This window comes from Mycetocola sp. Y719, assembly GCF_056713205.1.
The window spans coordinates 533,537-547,152 of record NZ_JBWYGY010000001.1; the positions used below are offsets into that span (position 1 = coordinate 533,537).

Here is a 13,616-nt window from a genome sequence, read left to right on the forward strand (position 1 = left end):
TACCTGTTGAGAGTCAGGCTGATGCGCTGGACATCAGCTCGCAGGATCGGCTTCCGGCCCGGCACGCCTTCGAAGGCGACGGACGACAAGTCCTGCCGTCGCGAGCGCGAGGACCGCGGCGGCGAGCACCAGAGCACAATTCATGCCGAACGTGATCCATGTCGGAAGAACCCCCTCGCCACCGTCGATGAATGTCGTCGTCCAGTCGGTCGTCGCCGCGGCCGTTGAGACGGCTGTCGGTATGAAGATGACCAGGGTCGTGGCGGAGATCACCAGCCAGGTGACGGTGTCGGCCAGTGAGAGTTCGCGGGACATGCCTGAGAGTTTACCTGCCGGGCCGGCGCGGGCAGGAGGAGCGGCGGGCGGTGCTCCGCCTTCCGTGGCCGCCGTGCGACACGACCGTCCTGTCGTCAGCGCGGGGTGGGATCAGGTCTCGCCTGGGTGCCGTAGAACTGCTTTTCGAAGACACTCCGCGCCCGTCGGGTGACCTGGAGGTAGTCCTGTTCGAGCTGTGCGGCCGAGCCGGGCGGGTACTCGAGCACCCTCGCGATCCCGTCGAGCTGCATGCGGTCACTCGGCAGGACGTCAGTGGTCTTGTTGAGCCACAGCGTCATGGCCGAGCGCAGGCGGGACGCGAAGATCCACGCGGCACGCAGCCGCTCGGCCGTATCCGTGTCTACGAGTCCGTCTTCCACGGCTACCCCGAGTGCGCCGAGCGTGCTCGTCGTCCGCAGCCCGGGGATCGCCGATCCGTGCTGGAGCTGAAGCAACTGCACGAACCATTCCACATCGCTCAGTGACCCGCGGCCGAGTTTGACGTGCCTCGACGGGTCAGCGCCCTGCGGCAGGCGTTCGTTCTCCACCCTGGCCTTGATCCGCTTCACTTCGCGGACGGCGTTCTCGCTGATCTCAGCCGGGTACCGGATGTCATCTGCCAGCGCCTCGAAATCGCTCCAGAGTGAGCGGTCCCCGGCGACGCCACGCGCCCGAAGCAGCGCCTGGGCCTCCCAGGTGAGGGACCAGCGCGAGTAGTACGCGCGGTAGGAGTCCAGGGAGCGGGCGACAGGGCCGTTCTTGCCCTCCGGTCTGAGCCCGACATCGAGATCGAGCGGCAGCCTGTGGTCCTCGCTCAGCCGGTTGAGCTCCGAGATGATCCGGTTCGCTGCGAGGTGCGTCTGCTCGTTCGGGAGTGCCGTGGTGCGGTACACGTACATGACGTCGGCGTCCGAGCCGAAGCCGAGCTCGGCGCCGCCATAGCGGCCCATCCCGATCACCGCGAACTCCAGGGAATCCTCGCCGAGGCCTTCCGCCCGACGCACCGTCCGCAGAAGGCCGTCGATCGTCGCGGTCGTGACATCTGTGAGGCCCTGGGCCAGGTCAGTCAGGCCGAGGGTGCCTGTCACCGAGCCGAGTGCCAGCCGGAGGATCTCGCGCCGACGCAGGCGCCTGATCGCTTTACCCGCAGGAGCATCCGTGTCGTGTCGTCGGAGGATGGCGGAGATCTCCTCGGTGAGCGCGTCGAGCGGGCGGGGCCGCAGCTCGCTTTCGTGCTCGAGCCACGCTGCGGCCTCAGGGATCTGGTCGAGGAGTTCGCCGATGAATCGAGATCCGCTCAGTACCCTGGTGAGTTTCTCTGCTACGCCGGACGAGTCACGGAGCATCCGGAGGAACCAGTGGGTCCCGCCGAGCGATTCGCTGAGCCGCCGGAACGCGAGCAGGCCGTAATCGGGATCTGCACCGCCCGCCAGCCAGCGCAGCATCACCGGGAGCAGGTTCCGCTGGATCGTGGCGCGACGTGACACGCCTGCGGTCAGAGCGGCGATGTGGGTGAGGGCTCCCTGCGGGTCGCTGAAGCCGATGGCAGCGAGCCTGGCGCCGGCCTGTTCAGGGCTGAGCAGGACCTCTTCCTCAGGGAGCGAGGCGACTGCGGAGAGCAGTGGTCGGTAGAAGAGACGCTCGTGCAGGCCGCGCACTTCGTGTTTGGTCTTCTCCCACAGCGCGACGAGGGCTTCGCCATTCGGGGCGAACGTCGAGGCGCGCGCCAGGACGCGGAGGGCGTCCGGGTCCTGCGGCATGAGGTGGGTACGGCGAAGCCGGGTGAGCTGCAGGCGGTGCTCGAGCACGCGCAGAAGCCGATAGTCACCGGCGAACTCGGCCGACTCCTCCCTGCCGATGTAGCCGCGGCTGGACAGCGCGTCGAGTGCGGCGATGGTTCCCCGTTCGCGGACCGCTTCGTCCGCTGAGCCGTGGACGAGCTGAAGCAGCTGCACAGTGAATTCGACGTCGCGGAGTCCGCCCGGCCCGAGCTTGAGCTGAAAGTGCACCTCACCCGACGGGATGTTCTCGGTGACCCGTTCACGCATCCGCTGGACGGATTCGACGAAGTTTTCGCGTCCGGCGCTGGACCAGACCAGCGGAGACACGGCGTCGACGTACCGGGTGCCGAGGTCGATGTCACCGGCGAACGCCCTCGCCTTGAGCAGCGCCTGGAACTCCCAGCTCTTGGCCCAGCGGTCGTAATACGCCAGATGGGACTCCAGGGTCCGGACGAGGGCTCCCTGCTTGCCCTCCGGCCGCAGGTTGGGGTCGACCTCCCACAGCTCCGGTTCGATGTCCGGCTGGCTGATGCCCCGCATGCTGAGCATGGCGAGCCGGGTGGCGATGTCGACAGCCCTGGCGTTGCTGAGCCCGTGCTCGTCGTCACCCTCCGCCACGAAGATGACGTCGACGTCGCTGACGTAGTTGAGCTCCCCTGCCCCTGCCTTGCCCATCCCGATGACGGCGAATCGCGTGCGCCTGACCTCGTCGGCGTCGAACTGTGCCGGGCCGGACCCTCCGGTCGTGACCTGGGTTCTGGCGACGGCGATGGATGCCTCGAGGGCCGCTGCTGCGGCATCCGACAGGGCGACGGCGACGGCGTCGAACACGTCGCGCGGGTCGGCGGCGGCGAGGTCATGGGCGGCGATCCTTGCCAGCCAGCGGCGGTATCTGACCCTGAGCCTGGTGTGTCCCTCGTCGTCGACGCAGTCGGCGAAGCCGTCGACGGCGCCGACGGCCTCGAGCAGGTCTGTGACGAGTTCGTCCCTCGTCGGCAGCCCGCCTTCCCACGCCGTGAAGGCGAGGAGCTCCTCCGGGTGGCGATGGAAGAAATCGGCGAGACCGAGGGACGCACCGAGGAGGCGGACCAGCGGCACACGCTGTGTGTCCTCGCCGAGCACGGCCACGACGGTGTCAGGGTGAGAACGGGCCAGCCCCAGCAGGCTCCTGAGGGCCTGGTCAGGGTCGGCCGCGCGCGCGAAGGCGGGCAGTACGTCGTTGACCTCGAGTGGCACCGTGTCGAACAGCTCGTCCAGCTGGGATCGGACGCTGCTCAGCGCCGCGAAACCGAGTCGGGCGAGTTCGGTGAGAGTGGCCTGGTCCCGTCGCATCCTGGTCGTTCTAGAGGATCTCGATGTTCTTCGAGAGCTCGAACGGCGTGACCTGGGCCCGGTACTCCTGCCATTCCTGCCTCTTGTTGAGCAGGACGTAATTGAAGACCTGCTCGCCGAGCGTCTCCGCAACGAGTTCGGACTCCTCCATCAGCTGGATGGCGTGGTCGAGGCTGGCGGGGAGCGCAGAGTACCCGAGGGCGCGGCGCTCGGAGTCGCTGAGGCTCCACACGTTGTCTTCGGCTTCCGGCGGCAGCTCGTAGCCCTCTTCGATGCCCTTGAGCCCCGCCGCGAGCAGCAGCGAGTATGCGAGGTACGGGTTGGCGGCGGAGTCGATGGCGCGGTACTCGACACGGGCGCTTCCGCCCTTGTTGGGCTTGTACAGCGGCACGCGAACGAGTGCGGAGCGGTTGTTGTGGCCCCAGGTGACGAAGCTCGGAGCCTCGGCCAGGCCGTTGTTGCCGACGGTTCCCCAGAGGCGCTTGTACGAGTTCACGAACTGGTTGGTGACCGCGGTGATCTCGGGGGCGTGCTGGAGCAGCCCGGCGATGAACTGACGGCCGATCTTGGACAGCTGGTACTGCGCGCCGGCTTCGTAGAACGCGTTCGAGTCGCCCTCGAAGAGTGACATGTGCGTGTGCATGCCTGAGCCGGGCTTGTCCGAGAGGGGTTTTGGCATGAAGGTCGCGTAAACGCCCTGCTCGATCGCCACCTCCTTGATGACGGTACGGAAGGTCATGATGTTGTCGGCGGTGGTCAGCGCGTCGGCGTACCTGAGGTCGATCTCGTTCTGGCCCGGACCGGCTTCGTGATGGCTGAACTCGACCGAGATGCCGAGGTCTTCGAGCATCCGAACCGAACGACGGCGGAAATCGTGGGCGGTTCCGCCGGGGACGTTGTCGAAATAGCCGGCCGAGTCGACGGGGATGGGTCCCTCGGGACCGATCTGCGCAGACTTGAGCAGGTAGAACTCGATCTCGGGGTGGGTGTAGAACGTGAAGCCCCGGTCTGCGGCCTTCTCGAGGGTGCGCTTGAGCACATTGCGCGGGTCGGAGAGTGCCGGAAGGCCGTCGGGGGTGGTGATGTCGCAGAACATCCGTGCGGTCGGGTCGATCTCACCACGCCACGGCAGCAACTGGAAGGTCGTCGGATCGGGGACGGCGAGCAGGTCGGACTCGTACGAGCGACTGAGCCCTTCGATGGCTGAGCCGTCGAAACCGAGTCCTTCGGCGAACGCTCCCTCGACCTCTGCAGGGGCGATCGCAACGGACTTGAGAGTGCCGACGACATCGGTGAACCAGAGCCGGACGAACTTCACTCCCCGCTCCTCGATCGTGCGAAGAACGAAGTCGCGTTGCTTATCCATCTGATCCCCTCGAAAGTCCGTCGGCGTCTGCATTCTTAGGCTATCCGTTTCGCGCTCCCCGCGTGGGCACCCGTGCCGACGACCGCACCGGCAAGCCTCGATAGACTGGCGCAATGTCTGAGCCATCGAAGCCCGCAGCGTCCAGTCCCGCCCGTGTCCGCACCCGCCACTTCCAGCGGGCGAAGGAGCAGGGCATCAAGATCACCGGCCTGACCAGCTACGACATGCTCACTGCGCGAATCTTCGACGAAGCAGGGATCGACTTCCTTCTCGTCGGCGATTCCGCCGGCAACAACGTGCTCGGTTTCGAGACGACGCTGCCGATCACCGTCGACGAACTCATCCCGCTGACCAGGGCGGTCGCCGGCGCAGCCAAACGCGCCCTCGTGATCGCGGACATGCCGTTCGGCTCGTACGAGAATGGCCCGGAGGATGCCCTGAAGACCGCATTCCGGTTCATGAAGGAGACGGGAAGCCAGGCGGTGAAGCTCGAGGGCGGTGAACGAAGCCACGAGCAGATCCGGCGGATCGTGTCGGCAGGCATCCCGGTGATGGGTCACATCGGCTTCACCCCGCAGAGCGAACACGGACTCGGCGGCCACATCATCCAGGGACGCGGCCCTGCCCTGGAACAGCTCCTCCGCGACGCGCGTGCGGTGCAGGATGCCGGTGCGTTCGCCGTCGTCCTGGAAATGGTGCCTGCAGAAGCCGCCGCGCGAGTGACAGCCGAACTGGACATCCCCACCATCGGTGTCGGCGCCGGTCCTGACGTCTCAGGCCAGCTCCTGGTCTGGACGGACTTCGCCGGCCTCACGACCGGTCGCATCCCCTCGTTCGTGAAGAAGTATGCGGACCTGCGGGGTGCGCTCACGGATGCCGTGACGAGCTTCCGGACCGAGGTCGCGGATGGCGTGTACCCCGGTGAGGAACACAGCTACAGCTAGAGCGGCAAGGGCCGGGGAGGCTACTTGTCTTCCGAGGCTTCCTCCGCCGCCCATGCGGCGCTGCGCTCGCGCAGGCGTTCCGGTGCGTGCGCGGCTTCCTCGGCCGAGGCGAACGGGCCTGCGCGATCGACGGACGGCGACTCGTAGCCGTGCTCGACCGCACCGGTCTTCAGGTTGTACCAGTACTGCTTCGACGGATCTTCGCTCATGAAACTGCCCTTCGCTGGGTGGCTAAGCTTGATCCTATGCCCAAGGACCGAAACGGCCATCTGATTCCCGGTGCGCGATCCGCTCAGCGAAACGTCCCCCCGGGCATCCCCCGCCCCGAGTACGTCGGCAAGGCAGGACCGAGCCCGTTCCAGGGCTCTGACGTGTACTCCGCAGAGGCCGTCGAACGTATTCGCCGTGCCGGAAGAATCGCGGCGGATGCCATCGCCCTCGTGGGCGAGAACGTCAGGCCGGGTGTCACCACAGACGAGCTGGACGAGATCGGTCACCGCTTCCTCATCGAGAACGGTGCATACCCGTCCACCCTCGGCTACCGCGGCTACCCCAAGTCCATCTGCAGTTCCGTCAACGAGGTGATCTGCCACGGCATCCCCGACGACACCGTCCTCGATGACGGCGACATCGTCAACATCGACATCACCGCGTTCATCGACGGTGTGCACGGCGACAGCAACAGAACGTTCATCGCAGGCACCCCGTCCGACGACGTGGGGCTTCTGGTCGAACGCACCGAAGAGTCGCTTCGACGGGGAATCAAAGCCGTCGCCCCCGGACGCCAGGTCAACGTGATCGGACGCGCCATCGAGTCGTACGCGAAGCGATTCGGCTACGGCGTCGTTCGCGATTTCACCGGCCACGGAGTCGGTGAGGCGTTCCACTCCGGCCTCATCATCCCGCACTACGACTCGGCACCCCAGTACGACACCGTCATGGAGGTCGGCATGGTGTTCACCATCGAGCCGATGCTCACCCTGGGCACCCATGAATGGGACATGTGGGCCGACGACTGGACAGTGACCACGAAGGACAAGAGCATCACGGCCCAGTTCGAGCACACCCTCGTCGTCACCGAGCGCGGCGCGGACGTCCTCACACTCCCGTCGCCTAAGGTGACAGCATGAACGGAACAGCCGTAGGGATCGATATCGGCGGCACGGGGATCAAAGGAGCCGTCGTCGACCTGGCGACCGGGACCCTGCTGACCGACCGGATCAAGCTCCCGACACCGAAGGGGGGAACCCCTGACGGCATCCTCGCGACGACGGTCGACCTGGTCAGGCAGTTGCAAGTACACGACCCAGATGCTCCCGTCGGCGTGTGTTTCCCAGCCGTCGTCAAACACGGGATCACGCTCTCTGCCGCGAACATCTCGAAGAAGTGGATCGGGCTGCACGCCGAGAAGCTCTTCGAAGACGCGCTCGGCCGCGACATCACGTTCGCCAACGACGCTGACGCGGCCGGCTACGCCGAGGCCGCGTTCGGTGCCGCCCGCGGCGTAGACGGTGTCGCGATCATGACGACACTCGGCACAGGGATCGGTACCGCGATTCTCCACAACGGCGTGCTCGTGCCGAACGCCGAGTTCGGCCACCTCGAGGTCGATGGCCACGACATCGAGACGAAGGCGTCGAATGCCGCCCGCGAACGCGACGACCTGTCCTGGGCAGACTGGGCGAAGCGACTCCAGAAGTTCTACTCCGCTCTGGAGGTGTACCTCTCCCCCGACCTGTTCATCGTCGGCGGAGGCATCTCGAAACAGCACGAGCACTTCCTGCCGCTACTCAAGCTGAACGCGCCGATCGTCCCGGCGATGCACCGCAACAACGCGGGCATCCTCGGCGCCGCCGCACTCGCCGTGCGCACCATCCCGCCGCTGAGCTGACGCCTGGCGCCGATCGCCTAGGTGACGATCGACCGGCTGTGGAACTCCGGCGCGTCCCACGCGCCGGAATCGAGGATGTCGCGCAGAGTTTCAACGGCATCCCAGACGTCCGTGTAGCCCAGGTACAGCGGCGTGATGCCGAAGCGCAGCACCTCGGGTTCGCGGTAGTCCCCGATCACCCCGCGGGCGATCAGCGCCTGCATGACCGCGAAGCCGTCCGGGTGACGGAAACTGACATGGCTTCCCCGGTGTGCCGGGTCCCGCGGTGTGATGAGCGTCAGTGGATGACGCGCGCACCGCTCTTCGACAAGGGCGATGAACAGCTCGCTCAGCTCGAGCGATTTGTGTCGCACGGCGGCAGGATCGGCCCTGAGCGCGATGTCGAGCCCGCTTTCCACGAGCGCAAGCGACACGACGGGCTGGGTGCCGCAGAGGAACCGCTGGATTCCGCCGGCCGGCTCGTACGACGGTTCCATGGCGAACGGCCTGGCGTGGCCCCACCAGCCGGAGAGCGGCTGGCGGAATGTGTCGTGGTGTCGTTGATTCACCCAGATGAAAGCCGGGGATCCCGGGCCACCGTTGAGGTACTTGTAGGTGCAGCCGACCGCGAAATCGGCGCCGGCGCCGGTGAGGTCGACGGGGACGGCGCCTGCCGAGTGGGCGAGGTCCCAGATCACCAGCGCGCCGGCCGCCTGGATCGCGGCCGTACAGCCTGTCAGGTCGAACATCGCGCCCGTCCGATAATTCACGTGCGAGAGCATCACGACGGCAACGTCAGAACCCAGCCCGGCGCCCAGGTCCGCCGGACTGTCGATCAGCCTGAGCTCGTAACCCCGATCGATGAACTCGATGAGCCCTTCAGCGATGTACAGGTCGGTCGGGAAGTTGTCCCGCTCGGAGAGGATCACCCGCCGCGACGGATCGAGGTGCTCCTGGATGCCGATGGCCGCTGAAAGCGCCTTGAACAGGTTCAGCGACGTCGTATCTGTGACGACGGCCTCGCCGTCTCCGCCGCCGATCAGTCGGGAAACCTTGTCTCCGAGTCGTGCAGGCATCGTGAACCAGTCCGCAGTGTTCCAGCTGCGGATCAGTCCTGTCCCCCAGTCGTCGGCGATGACCGCACCGGCTCGTTCGAGCGCTCCCACCGGTCGTGGACCGAGCGAGTTGCCGTCCAGGTAGATGACATCAGGGGGCAGAAGGAATTCTCCGCGGAACATCGCGAGCGGGTCCAGACGATCTGCGGTCAGGCACTCGTCCCGAGTTCTCGTCGGCATCGACTCTCCCTGTGTGAATGGGCCGGCTGATACGCCGGGTTCTGTTCAGGCGCTTGCGCGCCCTGGACGACCATCTCTCTCGAGACTGCGTTACCGCAGCCTTCCAGCGGCCTACCCGAGAACGGGACGAGCAGCCCCATAGTCCTCTGTCTGACCTTGCTCCGGGCGAGGTTTACCGAGCCGGCCGGGTCACCCCGGCCGCTGGTGGTCTCTTACACCACCGTTTCACCCTTACCTGGCGCTCGCGCGCCCGGCGGTTTGTTTTCTGTTGCACTGTCTCGCGGGTTGCCCCGGGTGGGTGTTACCCACCGCCCTGCTCTGTGGAGCCCGGACGTTCCTCGGCGCCATTGCTGGCGACGCGGCCGTCTTGCCGACCCATTCACACGTCGAGCCTACCGGCCCGGGTGCCGGGGACGTCGCCGCAGACCTACCAGAGGCCGGATTCCTCCGTGCGCACCATGATGGCCGAGCATTCAGGGCACTGCAGGACCTCGTCGATCTCCGCTGAACGGATCTTCTGCAGTTCGTTGCCGGTGAGGGTGATCGTGCACGCCCCGCAGGTCCCCGCACGGAACAGCGCCGCCCCGGTGCCGCCGCGGGTGCGGAGCTTCTCGTAGAGTGCCAGGAGGTCCGGCGAGACCGAGTCCTCGAGCAGCCCGCGCTGGGCGTTGAGCGTAGCTCGCTCCTGCGAGAGTGCGTCGAGCGCGGCCGTCCTGCGAGAACTGATGTCGTTGAGCTTCTCCAGCAGGTCGTCGTCTTCGCCCTGCGTCGCGGCGAGCTGCGATTCCGCCTGCTCGACCCGCTCCATCACGACGAGCTCCATGTCCTCGAGATTGTTCTTCCGTCGGTACAGCGAGTCGAGTTCGCTCTCCAGCGCCGTGACATCCTTCACCGAGGACGTGTGCGTGACCCGGTCGGTGTCGCGGGCGATACGGGCGTCGACCACTGCAGCATCCGATTCGAGCCGGCCGAGTTCGGTTCTCGCGTCCTCGAGCGTTCCGAGTTCAGCGGCCAGGCGACCGCTCAGCGCCATGCGTTCCGCCGACACCTGGGTGTGCTCCACAGTCTCCGGCAGGCTCCGCTCACGATGGGAGACACGGGCGAGCCCTGAATCGATGGTCTGCAGTTCGAGCAGTTTCTTCTGCTCGGCGAGGCTGGATTTCACGTGGGTTCTCTCTGAGTGGTGCTGCGGGTGTCCTGCAAGATTACTGGGTCACGACGAAATCCCACGGGTCGGTACGCAGGTCGCTCACGGCGACGTCGAGATCAGGCAGTAGTGCGCGCAACTGGGCTGCTGCCCGGTCGAGCCAGAGCCATTCGCTCGCCCAGTGCGAGACGTCGATCAGAGCCGGCCCTCCTCCGATTCTGGACTGCTCGATCGACTCAGAGGCCGGGTGGTGCCTGAGGTCGCTGGTGATGTAGACGTCGGATGAGAGTACGCCTGGCTCCGCGAGCAGTGAGTCCCCCGCCCCTCCACACAGCGCGACGGTGCGGACGGTCCTGTCGTAGTCGCCGGCGACGCGGATGCCCGTGGCTGTCGCCGGGAGCAGGTGCGCGATGCGGTGCGCCAGGTGACCGAGCGTGATGGGGTCCTCGAGGACGCCGACCCGCCCGATCCCCGTGGCGCCGTCCGCGCCAGGGACGAGAGGCTGGACGTCGAGAAGACCGAGCCGTTCCGCGAAGACGCCTGACGTGCCCTCGTCGACGACGTCGGCGTTGGTGTGAGCGGCGAGAAGCGCGCACCGTCCCCGGATCAGCGCCGTCAGGACGGACCCCTTGTACCGGTCGGCTGCCACGCTCGTGACCCCGCGAAGAAGCAGCGGGTGGTGCACGAGCAGCAGGTCCGTCCCCGTTCCGAGTGCCTCCTGCACCACGCCATCCACCGCGTCGACCGCGAGGAGGACTCGCGACACGGGGTCATCGGGGTGACCGGCGATCAGCCCGGAGGCGTCCCACCCTTCGGCGCCCGAAATAGGCCAGAGGTTTTCGACAGCCGAGCAGACCTCGGCGAGTGAGTAAGGCACCCACTCAGCCTAGCGAGCAGCGCTCGGCTGGATCAGTACCAGTTCATCGCGACGGAGTGCGACCACGCGGAGCAGGGGCTGCCGTATGCACGGTCGATGTAGTCGAGACCCCAGGAGATCTGCGTTGCGGCGTTGGTCTTCCAGTCCGAGCCTGCGCTCGCCATTTTGCTTCCAGGAAGGGCCTGCGGGATGCCGGTGGCACCGCTCGAGGCGTTGTACGCCGTGTATGACCAGCCGGACTCCTTCTGCCAGAGCTGGTTCAGGCAGGAGAACTCACCTGAGCCCCAGCCATAACGAGAGGAGGCGAGGGAAGCAGCGGTCGCACGGGCACCGTCAGGGGTGTTGCCGACGCGGATGGCTTCGGCCGCTGCCGCTGCCCTCGCTGCGGCGCGTGCAGCTGCGGCGCGGTCGGCTTCAGCTGCCGCGGCGGTGATCTTGTCAGCGTTCGCATCCGTATACGAGGCGAGGACGACGACAGTCTCGGGCTCGAGGGTGCGGTATCCGGACAGCGAGGCGAGAGAGGCAGTCAGGGGCGTCGTGTCGACCTTTTCCTTTGTGGCTGCGACGACGGCGTTGGCTTCGGCGATGGTCGCCTGGGCGAGCTGGTCTGCGTGTGCCTCGGTGATTGCGTCGGTCTTCTCGGCGAGGGTGCCGGTGACCTGGGCGACGGACGCGGAAAGTCTGGCCTGCGCCTCGGCCTGGGCGGCATTCGCCTGGACGGTGAAGAAGGTGGCGCCAAGGACGCCGGCTGCGGCGATCGCCGCGGTGATTTTCGTCGTACGGGTGAGCTTCTGGGCTGATCTGAGCATCTGTCTCCGGGTTTGTGTCCCCGCAGTTCAGCGCAGGCGGAAACCGAGCCGCGGTGAAGCGCTCCGGAAAAATACAGGGCAGGAGCTGCCTTCACCATGTGCGAGAACGCGGGCTGTGCCTGCACGAACTCAACGGCTGCATGGGGTGACGGGCGGTGTCGGGTCACAGCGGCTCTGGCTGGCTCGCTGCACGCCTGCACAAAAGAATCGGGTGTGTGCGCAGGCGGCTGAAGCGTCCAGTCTCAAGCACGACTCTGTGAGACCCATCCACTGGTCCTGTGTAAACCGTGTATGTGCCTCGTCCGAGGGTCAGGCTGGGGAGTCGTCCACGATCCCGATGAATCGACTGCCGATGCCATCGATCTCGGTGCGACTCAGCCCCCCTGCGGGTTCGGGCAGCTCGTCTGAGCCGTGGTGCTCGCAACTGAGGTAGGTGAACTCCGGCCACCACTTCTTCGGCCTGGCCGCCTCGGAGAAACCGCAGATGTCGCAGGTGAGCTGGACCCAGACCTTCTTCTTGCCCGTGCGGTTGGCACGGGATTGCACGAGCCACGCCGGTGGATTCTCGTCGAGTTCGGTCAGCTCGCCGGCGGTGAGTCGGGTCGGGATCCCGTGGCGCACCGCCATTTCGAGAGGAATGTCCAGGCGGAGGGCGGCTTCTCGTCGAGTGATCATGTCGTCCCCATCGTAGGCGACGAAGCATCCGTCATCTTCGACACGGACAGCAGCGGGCGCCGAGTCTAGTCGCGCCATCCGTCGACGGTCTAGCGTCTCCCGAACTTTTGCAACCAGGCGCAGAGTACGACCACGGCGACAGTCGGTCACCGATCCACAGGGGAGGACCACATGTATTTCCACGTGCAACAGCTGATTTCCGAGATCGCCCAGGACGAGCCGGATCCGGCGGCGGCCAACGCGCTGCAGGAGGGCCTCGGCGGTCAATTCGGCGAGATGCGCACGATGATGCAGTACCTGTTCCAGAGCATGAATTTCCGTGGGGCGGCGGCGAAGCCTTACCGGGACCTGATGCAGGGAATCGGCACAGAGGAGATCAGCCATGTCGAGCTCATCGGAACGACGATCTCGCGCCTGCTCGACGGGTCTCCGCGTTATCAGGGCAAGAAGACCGACCCACTGGACACACCCGGTGCCGGCGGCGCAACGCCACTGAGCATCGCGCTAGACCACAGCAACATCCACCACTACCTCGTAGGCGCGCAGGGGGCACTCCCCGTTGACGCGGCAGGGAACCCCTGGAGCGGCAGCTACGTGTACAACTCGGGGAACCTCGTCCTCGACCTCCTCTACAACCTCATGCTGGAATCGACGGGGCGCCTGCAGAAATGCAGGATCTACGAGATGACGGACAACAAGACCGCCCGCTCGACGATCTCGTACCTCATCGTCCGTGACCAGGCCCACGAGAACGCGTACGCCAAGGCGCTGGAGAGCCTCGGGGTGAAGTGGAACACGCTTCTGCCGATCCCCAAGACGAATGCCGAGAAATTTCCTGAAGTGAAGAAGCTCCTCGACCTCGGGCTGCAGAGCAAGCAGTACACGTTCGACCTGGCCGGCCAGTCGGAAGCGGGAAAGATCTTCAGGGGAATGTCGCCGTCGAACGATGGGACCGAGCTGGATGCCACAGAGCAGGCACCGACCGGGGTGCCGTCGACGATCGCGCCCGAGCGCTTTGAGGAGTTCGCGCCGGGCCTCGACCCTGAGCTGTTGAAGCTGATTCAGGCGACCGCCGACCTCGAGCTCGCCGAAGTCGACGCGATGTTCGGCCCGGTGGGCGGCGCGGCAACGTCGGCCGTTCCTGCGCCAACCGCCAACGACAAGAAGGCCTCGACGGTGAAGGACAAGAAGGCGAGGAAGTAACG

13 protein-coding genes and 1 other RNA gene are annotated in these 13,616 nt (G+C 66.2%); 4 read left to right on the forward strand and 10 right to left on the reverse strand.

What is annotated here, in order from left to right; translation table 11 throughout:
• Positions 1-33 precede the first annotated feature (33 nt).
• From AC1M0F_RS02380 to AC1M0F_RS02390, 3 genes are all read right to left on the reverse strand, one after another.
• Positions 34-315 (reverse strand): hypothetical protein, encoded by a 282-nt coding sequence (locus tag AC1M0F_RS02380; protein ID WP_480236601.1) that lies wholly within the window; start codon positions 313-315, stop codon positions 34-36.
• Positions 316-410: 95 nt separating this feature from the next.
• A complete protein-coding gene (locus AC1M0F_RS02385; RefSeq protein WP_480236602.1) occupies positions 411-3,428 on the reverse strand; it encodes a bifunctional [glutamine synthetase] adenylyltransferase/[glutamine synthetase]-adenylyl-L-tyrosine phosphorylase in 3,018 nt (1,005 codons plus the stop codon).
• Positions 3,429-3,438: 10 nt separating this feature from the next.
• A complete protein-coding gene (locus AC1M0F_RS02390) occupies positions 3,439-4,794 on the reverse strand; it encodes a glutamine synthetase family protein (RefSeq protein ID WP_480236603.1) in 1,356 nt (451 codons plus the stop codon).
• Between the two features lie 113 nt (positions 4,795-4,907).
• Between AC1M0F_RS02390 and panB the strand changes: the two genes are divergently transcribed.
• Positions 4,908-5,738: a 3-methyl-2-oxobutanoate hydroxymethyltransferase gene (panB, locus tag AC1M0F_RS02395; protein WP_480236604.1), complete on the forward strand. Its 831-nt coding sequence runs from the start codon at positions 4,908-4,910 to the stop codon at positions 5,736-5,738.
• Positions 5,739-5,758: 20 nt separating this feature from the next.
• Here panB and AC1M0F_RS02400 read toward each other — a convergent pair whose 3' ends face one another.
• Complete coding sequence (locus tag AC1M0F_RS02400; protein WP_480236605.1) at positions 5,759-5,947, reverse strand: SPOR domain-containing protein; 189 nt, start codon at positions 5,945-5,947, stop codon at positions 5,759-5,761.
• Between the two features lie 36 nt (positions 5,948-5,983).
• On the opposite strand from AC1M0F_RS02400, the gene map reads away from it, so the two are divergent.
• Both map and ppgK read left to right on the forward strand, forming a co-directional pair.
• A complete protein-coding gene (gene map, locus AC1M0F_RS02405; protein WP_480236606.1) occupies positions 5,984-6,868 on the forward strand; it encodes a type I methionyl aminopeptidase in 885 nt (294 codons plus the stop codon).
• Positions 6,865-7,629, forward strand: a complete 765-nt coding sequence (gene ppgK / locus AC1M0F_RS02410; protein ID WP_480236607.1) for a polyphosphate--glucose phosphotransferase — start codon at positions 6,865-6,867, stop codon at positions 7,627-7,629. Before map ends, ppgK begins: the two co-directional genes overlap by 4 nt.
• A 17-nt stretch (positions 7,630-7,646) precedes the next feature.
• Here ppgK and kynU read toward each other — a convergent pair whose 3' ends face one another.
• The 6 genes from kynU to AC1M0F_RS02440 form a co-directional block, all read right to left on the reverse strand.
• On the reverse strand, positions 7,647-8,903 hold the full coding sequence (kynU, locus tag AC1M0F_RS02415) for a kynureninase (RefSeq protein WP_480236608.1): 1,257 nt from the start codon (positions 8,901-8,903) through the stop codon (positions 7,647-7,649).
• 14 nt (positions 8,904-8,917) lie between these two features.
• Positions 8,918-9,281, reverse strand: an RNA gene (rnpB, locus tag AC1M0F_RS02420) — RNase P RNA component class A.
• Positions 9,282-9,330: 49 nt separating this feature from the next.
• Positions 9,331-10,068, reverse strand: coding sequence for a zinc ribbon domain-containing protein (locus AC1M0F_RS02425; protein ID WP_480236609.1), 738 nt, complete (start codon positions 10,066-10,068; stop codon positions 9,331-9,333).
• A 40-nt stretch (positions 10,069-10,108) separates the two neighbouring features.
• Positions 10,109-10,927, reverse strand: a complete 819-nt coding sequence (locus AC1M0F_RS02430; protein WP_480236610.1) for a Nif3-like dinuclear metal center hexameric protein — start codon at positions 10,925-10,927, stop codon at positions 10,109-10,111.
• Positions 10,928-10,959: 32 nt separating this feature from the next.
• Entirely contained in the window at positions 10,960-11,736 is a 777-nt protein-coding gene (locus AC1M0F_RS02435; RefSeq protein ID WP_480236611.1) for an aggregation-promoting factor C-terminal-like domain-containing protein, read from the reverse strand.
• 309 nt (positions 11,737-12,045) lie between these two features.
• Positions 12,046-12,411 (reverse strand): hypothetical protein, encoded by a 366-nt coding sequence (locus AC1M0F_RS02440; RefSeq protein WP_480236612.1) that lies wholly within the window; start codon positions 12,409-12,411, stop codon positions 12,046-12,048.
• A gap of 171 nt (positions 12,412-12,582) precedes the next feature.
• Here AC1M0F_RS02440 and AC1M0F_RS02445 point away from each other — a divergent pair, with 171 nt between their 5' ends.
• A complete protein-coding gene (locus AC1M0F_RS02445; protein ID WP_480236613.1) occupies positions 12,583-13,614 on the forward strand; it encodes a manganese catalase family protein in 1,032 nt (343 codons plus the stop codon).
• Positions 13,615-13,616: the final 2 nt, after the last annotated feature.